Annotated in this window: 10 protein-coding genes and 1 pseudogene; 7 read left to right on the plus strand and 4 right to left on the minus strand. The window is 73.6% G+C overall.

Annotated features, from left to right (window positions below; genetic code table 11):
• Window positions 1-1,302, minus strand: a 1,302-nt coding sequence (gene murA, locus FHE66_RS05760) for a UDP-N-acetylglucosamine 1-carboxyvinyltransferase (RefSeq protein ID WP_139072032.1), incomplete at its 3' end; no start/stop codon positions are given.
• Between the two features lie 264 nt (window positions 1,303-1,566).
• Between murA and FHE66_RS05765 the strand changes: the two genes are divergently transcribed.
• The 3 genes from FHE66_RS05765 (at window position 1,567) to FHE66_RS05775 (ending at window position 4,571) form a co-directional block, all read left to right on the plus strand.
• Entirely contained in the window at window positions 1,567-2,526 is a 960-nt protein-coding gene (locus tag FHE66_RS05765) for a glycosyl hydrolase family 32 (RefSeq protein ID WP_139072022.1), read from the plus strand.
• Window positions 2,527-2,551: 25 nt separating this feature from the next.
• The gene (locus FHE66_RS05770) at window positions 2,552-3,568 is read left to right on the plus strand and encodes a LacI family DNA-binding transcriptional regulator (RefSeq protein ID WP_139072023.1); all 1,017 of its coding nucleotides are present in this window, start codon (window positions 2,552-2,554) and stop codon (window positions 3,566-3,568) included.
• Between the two features lie 64 nt (window positions 3,569-3,632).
• Window positions 3,633-4,571 (plus strand): hypothetical protein, encoded by a 939-nt coding sequence (locus FHE66_RS05775; RefSeq protein ID WP_139072024.1) that lies wholly within the window; start codon window positions 3,633-3,635, stop codon window positions 4,569-4,571.
• A gap of 70 nt (window positions 4,572-4,641) precedes the next feature.
• Here the strand turns inward: FHE66_RS05775 and leuD are convergent, their stop codons facing one another.
• Both leuD and leuC read right to left on the minus strand, forming a co-directional pair.
• A complete protein-coding gene (gene leuD / locus FHE66_RS05780; protein WP_139072025.1) occupies window positions 4,642-5,316 on the minus strand; it encodes a 3-isopropylmalate dehydratase small subunit in 675 nt (224 codons plus the stop codon).
• Window positions 5,317-5,337: 21 nt separating this feature from the next.
• Window positions 5,338-6,765 carry a 3-isopropylmalate dehydratase large subunit gene (gene leuC, locus FHE66_RS05785; protein WP_139072026.1) on the minus strand — a complete coding sequence of 476 codons (1,428 nt, stop codon included), beginning with the start codon at window positions 6,763-6,765 and terminating at the stop codon, window positions 5,338-5,340.
• Between the two features lie 106 nt (window positions 6,766-6,871).
• Between leuC and FHE66_RS05790 the strand changes: the two genes are divergently transcribed.
• Window positions 6,872-7,603 (plus strand): IclR family transcriptional regulator, encoded by a 732-nt coding sequence (locus FHE66_RS05790; protein ID WP_139072027.1) that lies wholly within the window; start codon window positions 6,872-6,874, stop codon window positions 7,601-7,603.
• Between the two features lie 67 nt (window positions 7,604-7,670).
• Here the strand turns inward: FHE66_RS05790 and FHE66_RS05795 are convergent, their stop codons facing one another.
• Window positions 7,671-8,180 (minus strand): GrpB family protein, encoded by a 510-nt coding sequence (locus FHE66_RS05795; RefSeq protein ID WP_139072028.1) that lies wholly within the window; start codon window positions 8,178-8,180, stop codon window positions 7,671-7,673.
• Window positions 8,181-8,339: 159 nt separating this feature from the next.
• Between FHE66_RS05795 and FHE66_RS05800 the strand changes: the two genes are divergently transcribed.
• The 3 genes and pseudogenes from FHE66_RS05800 to FHE66_RS05810 all read left to right on the plus strand — a co-directional run.
• Window positions 8,340-9,239 (plus strand): hypothetical protein, encoded by a 900-nt coding sequence (locus FHE66_RS05800; RefSeq protein ID WP_139072029.1) that lies wholly within the window; start codon window positions 8,340-8,342, stop codon window positions 9,237-9,239.
• Window positions 9,240-9,335: 96 nt separating this feature from the next.
• Entirely contained in the window at window positions 9,336-9,728 is a 393-nt protein-coding gene (locus FHE66_RS05805) for a DUF3151 domain-containing protein (protein ID WP_139072030.1), read from the plus strand.
• A gap of 180 nt (window positions 9,729-9,908) precedes the next feature.
• Window positions 9,909-10,521: pseudogene (locus FHE66_RS05810) on the plus strand (hypothetical protein); the annotation flags it as partial.

Below are 10,521 nucleotides of genomic sequence, written 5' to 3' on the forward strand. Positions count from 1 at the left end.
GTCCGCGCCGAGGGCGTGGAGCTTGCCCATGAAGTTCTCGTAGCCGCGGTAGATGATGTCGATCCCGCTCACCCGCGAGGTGCCCTCGGCGGTGAGCGCCGCGATGAGGTGGGAGAACCCGCCCCGCAGGTCCGGGACCTCGATGTCGGCGGCGGTCAGCGGCGTCGGGCCGGAGACGACGGCCGAGTGGTAGAAGTTCCGGTGCCCGAAGCGGCACGGCGAGCCGCCGAGGCACTCGCGGTAGACCTGGATCTGGGCGCCCATGCCACGCAGCGCGTCGGTGAACCCGAAGCGGTTCTCGTAGACCGTCTCGTGGACGATCGACAGCCCCTTGGCCTGGGTGAGCGCGACGACGAGCGGCTGCTGCCAGTCGGTCATGAACCCGGGGTGGACGTCGGTCTCCAGGACGATGGAGGACAGGTCGGCGCCGGAGTGCCAGAACCGGATGCCGTCGTCGCACACCTCGAAGTCGCCGCCGACCTTCCGGAAGGTGTTGAGGAAGGCCATCATCCCGTGCTGCTCCGCGCCGCGGACGAAGATGTCGCCGCGGGTGGCGAGCGCCGCGCAGGCCCACGAGCCGGCCTCGATGCGGTCCGCCAGCGCGGTGTAGCGGGCGCCGTGGAGGCGGTCGACGCCCTCGATGCGGATGACGCGGTCGGTGTCGACGGAGATGATCGCGCCCATGCGCTGGAGGAAGGCGATGAGCGCCATGATCTCCGGCTCGGTGGCGGCGTTGCTCAGCTCGGTCTTGCCCTTGGCTCGTACGGCGGTGAGCAGGAGCTGCTCGGTGGCGCCCACGCTCGGGTAGGGCAGGGCGACCTTGGCGCCGGTGAGCCCGCGCGGGGCGGTGATGTGGATGCCCTGGGGCCGCTTGTCGACGACGGCGCCGAACTCGCGCAGGATCGCGAGGTGGTAGTCGATGGGCCGGTCCCCGATCCGGCAGCCGCCGAGGTCGGGGATGAAGGCCTCGCCGAGACGGTGCAGCAGCGGTCCGCAGAAGAGGATCGGGATGCGGCTGGAGCCGGCGTGGGCGTCGATGTCGGCGACGTGCGCCGTCTCGACGTCGCTCGGGTCCAGCCGGATGACCCCGGCGTCGTAGTCGTAGTCGACCTGGACGCCGTGCAGGCGGAGCAGGCCGGAGACGACCTCGACGTCCTTGATCTGGGGGACGTTCGCCAGCTCGGACGCGGACTCGCCCAGCAACGCCGCGACCATGGCCTTGGAGACGAAGTTCTTCGCCCCCCGGACCGTGATGTCGCCCTTCAGCGGCGTCCCGCCGGTCACCTGCAGTACTGCGCTCATACCCACCTCATCGACCTACGTCGGACCCACGCGGCCCGACAACCCAGCATAGGCCGCCGATGTGAGGACGCCAGGAGTATGCGTGAAGGGTCGGTGAAGACGGCACGCAACCGCGTCCCCGCCCTGGTTGACACCCCCGCAAGACCGCTGCCACGATGCTGCCGAATCGATTCGGCAGCGGTGGAGGGTGCCGACGGTCACACCCGTCGAGGGCCGCGCGGGACCCCCACGGCCGGTCCGTACGGAGAAGGAGCAGCACTCCCGATGTCACTCGCCCTCCCCGACCGTTGGGTCTGGGACTTCTGGTTGGCCCGCGACGGCGCCGACGTCCACGTCTTCTACCTCCAGGCCCCCAAGTCGCTCGGCGACCCCGACCTGCGCCACCGCAACGCGACCGTCGGCCACGCGGTGAGCCGGGACCTGCGCGGCTGGACGGTGCTGCCGGACGCGCTCGGCCCCGGCGAGGGCGCGGACTTCGACTCCCTCGCGACGTGGACCGGCAGCGTCATGCGCCACGACGGCGTGTGGCACATGTTCTACACCGGCATCTCCACGGCGGAGGACGGCGCGGTCCAACGCATCGGCCTGGCGACCTCCACCGACCTCCTCACCTGGACCAAGCAGGGTGTGGTCCTCGAGGCGGACCCGCGGTGGTACGAGCGCCTCCACGACGGCTTCCGCGAGGAGGCGTGGCGCGACCCGTGGGTGTGGCACGAGCCGACGACCGGGCGTTTCCACATGCTCCTCACCGCCCGCGCGAACCACGGCCCCCTCGACGGGCGCGGCGTCGTCGGCCACGCGGTCTCCGACGACCTGCGCACCTGGGAGGCGCTGCCCCCGGTCTTCGAGCCCGGCGAGTTCCTCCACCTCGAGGTCCCCCAGCTGCTCCACCTCGGCGGGGCGTGGCGCGTCGCGTTCTGCCTCACCGCGGGCGACCACAGCGCCGCCCGACGCGGCCGGCCCGGCTTCGCCGCCGAGGGCGGCACCCACATCCTCACCGGCCCGGGACCGCTCGGCCCCTTCCACCTCGACGACGGTCCCTTCCTCCTCGGCGACCCCGACGCGAGCCTGTACGCGGGACGGTTCGTCGAGCACGACGGCGCCTGGTTCCTCCTCGCGTGGGAGAACGTCGACGCCGACGGCGCGTTCGGCGGGCGCATCAGCAACCCGATGCCGGTGGTCGTCCGTGACGACGGGAGCATCGAGGTCCTCCGGCCCGCCTAGGTCGGGGCGAGAAAGGAGGTCGGTGGTGACGAGGAGGCCACGCATCCGCGACGTCGCCGAGCTCGCCGGGGTGGCGCCGTCGACGGTGTCCGTCGTGCTCAACGACACGGCCGGGGCACGGGTGGCGGGCAGCACCCGCGACCGGGTGCGCGCCGCCGCGGCCGAGCTGGGCTACGTGCCCAACTCCTTCGCCCGCGGGCTGCGCACCCGGCGCTCGGGGACCCTTGCGTTCATCGGCGACGTCATCGCCACCACCCCCTACGCCGGCGAGCTCATCCAGGGCGCGCAGGAGGCGGCGTGGGAGGCGGGCTACCTCCTCATGCTCGTCAACACCGGCGGGGACGCCCAGCTGGAGGAGCGTGCCGTGCGGGCGCTGCGCCGCCAGCAGGTCGAGGGCGCGCTCTACGCGACGATGTACCACCGCGCCGTCACACTGCCCGAGGTGCTCGACGGGCTGCCCACCGTGCTGCTCGACGCGCGCCCGGTGAGCGGGACGGCGACGTTCGTCGTTCCCGACGAGCAGACCGGCGCCGAGGACGCGGTCGACGAGCTCGTGCGCCTGGGGCACCGGCGGATCGCCTTCGTCCGCGACCTGCACGACGGCCCCGCCGTCGACCGCCGGCAGCGCGGCTACGAGTCGCGCCTCGCGGCCCACGGACTGGAGCTCGACGAGCGGCTCGTCGTGCGCGAGCGGTCGGACTCCGCGGGTGGTGAGCGGGCGGCCGCCGTCCTGCTCGACGCCCCCGACCCGCCGACGGCGGTCTTCACGTTCAACGACCAGATGGCGATCGGTGTCTACCGGGCGGCCGCCGCCCGGGGCGTGCGGATCCCCCAGGACCTGTCGGTCATCGGCTTCGACGACCTCTACGTCGTCTCCAGCGAGCTCACCCCGGGGCTCACGACGATGGCGCTGCCGCACCGGGAGATGGGCCGCCTCGCGGCCCGGGCCCTCATCGCCGAGCTCGCCGGCGGGGAGCCGACCGGGGAGCAGCTCGTCCCCTGTCCCCTCGTCCGCCGCGGCTCGGTCGCCCGTCCGGCGTAGCTCGGTCATCGACGACCGACCGAAACCGTCCGCGGGCCGGGCCCGCCTCGGTATCGTCGCCGCGATGATCGACGACGAGCAGGTCCACCCGTCCGCCGCCGCTCCCCGCCGCTCCGCGAGGCCCGCCGTTGTGGCCGCGGGCCTGCGCGTCGCGACCGGGGTCGCCGGCGCCGTCCTCGGGCTGCTGCCGTGGCTGGCCACGGGCATGCGGCTGCCGCTGCAGAACCTCTGGGCGACGTCCGCCCTCCCCGAGGACATGCCGCTGACACTGCTCCCGTTCAGCCAGTACGCGGTCGTCGAGGTCGCCGCCCTCCTCGTCGTGGGAGGCGCAGCGGCCGGGGCACTCGCCCGGTGGCGCGTCCCTTCGGGGCTCGGCAGCGTGGCCGCGGGGCTGCTCGCCGTCCAGCTCGGCGCCGTGGCCCAGACGTCGGTCACCGTGCACGCGGGCCTGGCTCCCCGCACCGAGTCCACCGTGTACCTCGTCGGCCTCCTCGCCCTGTCGGTCCTCGCGGTGGCCGTCGGCGTCGGCGCCATGGTCCTCATCGCCCGGGCACCCCGCGCGGGCGTGCTCATCGGCGTCACGGTCGCCGCCCTGCTGCTCGCGCACTGGCTCGACACGTTCCTCGCCAGCCCGCTCCACGACGCCCCGGCGTGGGCCACGGACGTGTGGCTGCGGGTCCGCCACCTCGTGGGCGCGGTCCTCATCGGTGCCACGGCCGCGTGGACCGGGTTGCGCACCGCCGGACGCGTGGTCGCGGCTCTCGGGGCGCTGCTCGCGCTGTGGCTGGTCCCCGCGCTGCTCATCGGTGTGACCAACGCGGTGGGCAGCCGGATCCTCGCGAGGAGTCCCGCCGACATGCTCGAGTACGGCGTCGGGGTCTTCCGCCTGGCCGCGACGACCCCGTCGCTCGTGGTGCCCCCGCTGCTCGTCGCGGTCGGCGTCACGGCGGCCGGCCTGCTCGTGCTGGCCCTCCGCCGCCGTTCCGTCGGACGCCCGGCGTAGCCACTCGCACAGGCACGAGCGCCGGGTCGTCACCGCGTGACGACCCGGCTCCCGGCGCTGTGGGGTCTCGTTACCGGAGGGGTGCCTGCTCGTGGGCGGGGACGCCCTCCTCGACGGAGCGGGCGGCCTTGATCTCCACCGGCGGCAGGTGCTTGGCCGGGAGGGTCCTCGGCCGCCAGGCGGCGCGCTCCTGCTCGAAGGCGGTGATGTCCTCCTCGTGCTGGAGGGTGAGGCCGATGTCGTCCAGGCCCTCCATGAGGCGCCAGCGGGTGTAGTCGTCGATCTCGAACTGGGCGACGACCGACCCGCAGGTCACGGTGCGCGAGACGAGGTCGACGGTCACCTCGGTGCCCGGCTCGGTCTCCAGGACCTTCCAGATCTGCTCGACGTCCTCCTGGGCGAGCACGCCGGCCACGAGGCCCTGCTTGCCCGAGTTGCCACGGAAGATGTCGGCGAACCGGGAGGCGAGGACGGCCTTGAAGCCGTAGTCCTTCAGCGCCCACACGGCGTGCTCACGGGAGGAGCCGGTGCCGAAGTCCGGGCCGGCGACGAGCACCGAGCCGCTGCGGTAGGCGTCCTGGTTGAGGACGAACTCGGGGTCGTTGCGCCACGCGGCGAACAGGGCGTCCTCGAACCCGGTGCGGGTCACGCGCTTGAGGTAGACCGCCGGGATGATCTGGTCGGTGTCGACGTTGCTGCGGCGCAGGGGGACGCCAACGCCGGTGTGCTGGGTGAACTTCTCCATGGTGATGTACTCCGGCGTTTCTCAGGCGTTGACGAGCTCGCGGGCGGGCTCGAGGTCGGCGGGCGAGGACAGGGTCCCCCGGATGGCGGTCGCGGCGGCGACGAGCGGGGAGACGAGGTGCGTGCGCCCGCCCTTGCCCTGCCGGCCCTCGAAGTTGCGGTTGGACGTCGAAGCGGCCCGCTCCCCCGGCTTGAGCTGGTCGGGGTTCATGCCCAGGCACATGGAGCACCCGGCGTTGCGCCACTCGGCACCGAAGTCGAGGAAGACCTTGTCCAGCCCCTCGGCCTCGGCCTGGAGGCGGACGCGGGCCGAGCCCGGGACGACGAGGACGCGGACGTCGTCGTGCTTCCTGCGGCCCTTGATGACGTCGACGACGGCGCGCAGGTCCTCGATCCGCCCGTTCGTGCACGAGCCGATGAAGACGGTGTCGACGGGGATGTCGCGCAGCGGGGTGCCGGGCTGCAGGCCCATGTACTCCAGGGCGCGCTCGGCGGCGACGCGGTCCGCCTCGTCGGCGATGGCGGCCGGGTCGGGGACGCTGGCGGACAGCGGCAGGCCCTGGCCGGGGTTGGTGCCCCACGTGACGAAGGGCTCGAGGTCGGCCGCGTCGAGGGTGACCTCGGTGTCGAAGACGGCGTCGTCGTCGCTGCGCAGGGTCCGCCAGTACTCGACGGCGGCGTCCCAGTCGGCACCCTCGGGCGCGTGGGGACGGCCCTTGAGGTAGGCGAAGGTCGTCTCGTCGGGGGCGATCATGCCGGCGCGGGCGCCTGCCTCGATGGACATGTTGCAGATGGTCATCCGCGCCTCCATCGACAGGGAGCGGATGGCCTCGCCGCGGTACTCCAGGACGTAGCCCTGGCCGCCGCCGGTGCCGATCTTGGCGATGATCGCGAGGATGATGTCCTTGGCGGTCGTGCCCTCGGGCAGCGTGCCGTCGACGTTGATCGCCATCGTCTTGAACGGCTGGAGCGGCAGGGTCTGGGTCGCGAGGACGTGCTCGACCTCGCTCGTGCCGATGCCGAAGGCGAGCGCGCCGAACGCGCCGTGGGTGCTCGTGTGGGAGTCACCGCACACGACGGTGAGGCCGGGCATCGTCAGCCCGAGCTGCGGCCCGACGACGTGGACGATGCCCTGGTCGGCGTCGCCCAGGGAATGGATCCGGACGCCGAACTCCGCCGCGTTGCGGCGCAGGGTCTCGATCTGCGTGCGGCTCGTGCGGTCCGCGATGGGCAGGTCGATGTCGAGCGTCGGGGTGTTGTGGTCCTCGGTCGCTATCGTGAGGTCCGGTCGGCGCACCTGACGCCCCGCCAGCCGCAGGCCCTCGAACGCCTGGGGGCTGGTCACCTCGTGGACGAGGTGAAGGTCGATGTAGAGGAGGTCGGGAGCCCCGTCACTGCCTTCGCGCACGACGTGCGCGTCCCACACCTTCTCCGCCAGGGTGCCGCTCATGTTCCACCTCTCGGTGCGGCGGTAGCCGCGTCCGTCTCGTCGTGATCTACGGCCTTGTCGGCCGGTTGGGCTTGCATCTCATCCACTGAGATGCCAATATCGCCACATGGACAACTCTAGCGGAGTCGGCGTCCTTGACAAGGCCGCCACGGTTCTGGGAGCCCTCGAGGCAGGCCCCGCCACACTCGCGCAGCTCGTCGCTGCCACCCATCTGGCCCGTCCCACCGCCCATCGGCTGGCCGTCGCCCTCGAGTTCCACCGCTTCGTCGCGAGGGACATGCAGGGCCGGTTCATCCTCGGGCCGCGACTGAACGAGCTCGCCTCGGCCGCCGGCGAGGACCGTCTCCTCGCGGCCGCAGGCCCCGTGCTCACCGCGGTCCGCGACCACACCGGGGAGTCGGTACAGCTCTACCGGCGCCAGGGCGACCAGCGCATCTGCGTCGCCGCCGCCGAGCGGCAGATGGGTCTGCGCGACTCGATCCCGGTGGGCGCAACGCTCACCATGCTCGCCGGCTCCGCGGCGCAGGTGCTCCTCGCCTGGGAGGAGCCCGACCGCCTCCACCGCGGCCTGCAGGGTGCGACCTTCACCGCGACCGTCCTCTCCGGCGTCCGCCGGCGCGGCTGGGCGCAGTCGGTCGGCGAGCGCGAGCCGGGCGTCGCCTCGGTCTCGGCGCCGGTGCGCGGCCCGTCCGGGCGCGTGCTCGCCGCCGTCTCGGTCTCCGGACCGATCGAGCGGATGGGCCGCCAGCCGGGCCGGCTGCACGCCGGGGCCGTCGTCTCCGCGGCGAACCGCCTCACCGAGGTGCTGCGTCGCACCGAGGACACCCACGAGGGCTGACCCCGATCTGCGCGAGCGCGGGTGAAACTGCCGAGCGCGGGTGGCGCCCCACCCGCGCTCGGCAGCATCACCCGCGCTCGCTGCTGCCATCAGACGCGAGGAGGTCGGCGACGACGCCGGCCTTCGCCTGCGTGTACTCGTCCCACCCGTGCGCGGAGCTGGCGGCGCGCTCCTTGACGGCGAGGTAGGCGCGGCGGGCCCCCGCGTCCTCGCGCAGCAGGTCGCGGAAGGCGACCCGCCTGTCCCAGGCGCGCCCGCCGTGCTCGACGACGTGGACCACCACCTCCCGCCGGGCGCGGCTCGGGGAGCTGAGCCAGCAGTGGTGGTCGCGCTGCCCCTCGAGGTCGAACCCCGCCGCGACCAGCCGCCGGGCCGTGGGCACGACGTCGGGCGCGGCGACACCGACGAGGACGTCGACGACGTCCTTCGCCGGGAGACCTGGCACGGCGGTGGAACCCATGTGCTCCACGTGCGCCTCCGGTACCAGCGCCTCGAGACGTGCGGCCACTGCGGCGAACCGCCGGCCCCACTCCTCGAACCGGCTCGGCACCAGCGTGACGCTCTCCCCGGGCTGCATCGCCCGATCCTCCCACCGCCGCCGCGCCTCGAGTGCGGGTGATCGTGCGCGGGCGACGCCGTACCCGCGGTCGCCACGATGACCCGCGCTCGCGTCTGCGAGGACCGGAAACCGCCCACGGTGGCGGCCGCGGTCTGGAGCGCTGCCGTTGTGCGCCCGGTGTCGAGCAGTGCCGTAGCAGCGATCGTCGCTCTCGCCCTCGTCGGGTGCGCGCCGGACGACCCGCCGCCGACGACGGTCGCGAGCGCCGTCGTGCCCACCGAGCCGGCGCGGTACGCGCTGTGCGCCGAGCTCCCGGCACAGCCGCAGCCCATGCCCGTCGAACGCTTCGACAGCTGGTGGAGCGCCGACCCGACGAGCGGGCAGGCAGCCCTCGACCCGTCGGAGTGGCCTGACCCGCGGATGCGGGAGCACCCCCCGGTCGCCGTCGTCGACACCCAGTCGGGTGGCTGGACGACGTGGGACCGGACCACCTGCGGGCAGAGCGACGAGTTCAGCCCAGTGATCGAGGAGGGCTGGCCGGACCTGAGCTACGTCGTCGTCGACCTGGACACCGGCGAGGTGCTCGAGTCGGCCCCGACCGCGGACGTCGACGGCGGCGCGGGTCTCCGCACGACCTCGACGGCGAGCGCCGACATCGAGGCCAACGGCTGGGACGTCCTCGGAGCCGACGAGGCGGCACCCTACGCCGCGCTGGTGCGCGAGGACGACCCCTGGCCCGGCCTGAGGTTCGTCCACGCCGCCAAGGTCACGCCCACCGCGGTGGGCGGCGTCTACGAGTCGGCGGACGGCGCGGGGTTCACCTTCCGCCTGCAGCGGGAGGAACGCATGGGCGACGGCGGCCTGGCAGGCCGCGAGCCGCGCCCGTTGCAGATCGACGGCGCCGAGGGCTGGACGTACGCCGGGGCGTCGTGGGCCTTCGTCGCCGACGCCGTCACGCCGGGCTGCAGCGCCTCGGTCCACGCCGTGCCGGTGAGCACCGACGTCCCGCCGTGGCCCGAGGGCTACGACGACTACCTCGCCGGGACAGTCCTGCCGCGGCTCCTCCAGGCCTGCTAGACCTCGGACGCGATCTCCTCGCGGGACCGTTGCCCACCACCTCGCCGCAGCCGGCACTCCGGGCACTCCGGGCAGCCCACCTGCGACACTGGCCACATGCACAAGAACCTCCTCGGCCCCGAGCCGACCTACCTGCCCGAGGACCACCCCGACCTCGCCGCCCGCGCCGCCGTCGAGAAGGGTGAGGACGTCCGCACGGTCGCCGCCCGCCTGCCCGCCGCGAGCTGGGCCTGGGCCGAGCTGGCCCGTGAGTCGCTCGCCGAGCAGGACCCGGTGGCCGCCTACGCCTACGCCCGCACCGGCTACCACCGCGGCCTGGACGCGCTGCGCCGCGCCGGGTGGCGGGGCCAGGGGCCGATCCCCGCCGACCACGTCCCGAACCAGGGCTTCCTCGCCGCGCTCGAGGCGCTGGGCGACGCCGCCGAGGCCATCGGGGAGGACGAGGAGGCCGAGCGCTGCCGCACGTTCCTCACCGAGGCCACGGCCTGACCTCGGCCTGAGCCTCCGGGCGCCTGCGTTCCCCGGACGCGGGCGCCCACCTTTTGGACAATCCTTTTCAAAACCCGTCGACTGCGCCATTCTCACCACACGTGCGCTCGGAACGGCCCGTGCGCACGTGCTCGAGCGGCCCTCCACCGCTCGCCTCCGCAGGTAGAGAAAGGCCTCCGCATGCGTCCCCTCCTTCGCGCTGCCCTGACGACGGCCACGGCCCTCGCGCTCGCCGCGCCGCTCGGCGTCCTGCCCGCGACGGGGTCCCCCGCCCTGGCCCCAGCAGTGGCGCGGCCGGCTCCGGCACCCCGCCCGGCGGCGGCGGGTGCGACGTTCCACCTCGCCGACGACGCGCTGTCCCGGACGACCAACGTCTTCACCTACGGCCGTCCCGGTGACGAGGTGCTCGTCGGCGACTGGGACGGCAACGGCACCGACACCCTCGCCGTGCGCCGCGGGAACGCCGTCCACGTCTCGAACTCCCTGCGCGGCGGCACCGCGGACGTCGTCGTCACCTACGGCCGGCCTGGTGACGAGATTCTCGTCGGCGACTGGGACGGCGACGGCAAGGACACCCTCGCGGTCCGCCGCGGGGCGACGTACCACATCCGCAACTCCCTCTCCTCGGGCCCGGCCGGCGTCGTCGTCACCTTCGGACGGCCCACGGACACCGTGCTCGTCGGCGACTGGGACGGCAACGGCACCGACACCCTCGCCGTGCGCCGCGGCGCCCACTACTTCCTCAGCGAGACCTTGCGCAGCGGCCCGGCAGACCTCGAGGTCTGCTACGGCC

The organism is Georgenia sp. 311, from assembly GCF_006151955.1.
GTDB lineage: Bacteria > Actinomycetota > Actinomycetes > Actinomycetales > Actinomycetaceae > Oceanitalea > Oceanitalea wutianyii.

Excerpts from the sequence above, each read along its gene's own strand:
- FHE66_RS05765 (WP_139072022.1), top strand. The coding sequence starts at position 1,567 with ATGTCACTCGCCCTCCCCGACCGTTGGGTCTGGGACTTCTGGTTGGCC.
- FHE66_RS05775 (WP_139072024.1), top strand. The coding sequence starts at position 3,633 with ATGATCGACGACGAGCAGGTCCACCCGTCCGCCGCCGCTCCCCGCCGC.
- leuD (WP_139072025.1), bottom strand. The coding sequence starts at position 5,316 with ATGGAGAAGTTCACCCAGCACACCGGCGTTGGCGTCCCCCTGCGCCGC.
- leuC (WP_139072026.1), bottom strand. The coding sequence starts at position 6,765 with ATGAGCGGCACCCTGGCGGAGAAGGTGTGGGACGCGCACGTCGTGCGC.
- FHE66_RS05790 (WP_139072027.1), top strand. The coding sequence starts at position 6,872 with ATGGACAACTCTAGCGGAGTCGGCGTCCTTGACAAGGCCGCCACGGTT.
- FHE66_RS05795 (WP_139072028.1), bottom strand. The coding sequence starts at position 8,180 with ATGCAGCCCGGGGAGAGCGTCACGCTGGTGCCGAGCCGGTTCGAGGAG.
- FHE66_RS05805 (WP_139072030.1), top strand. The coding sequence starts at position 9,336 with ATGCACAAGAACCTCCTCGGCCCCGAGCCGACCTACCTGCCCGAGGAC.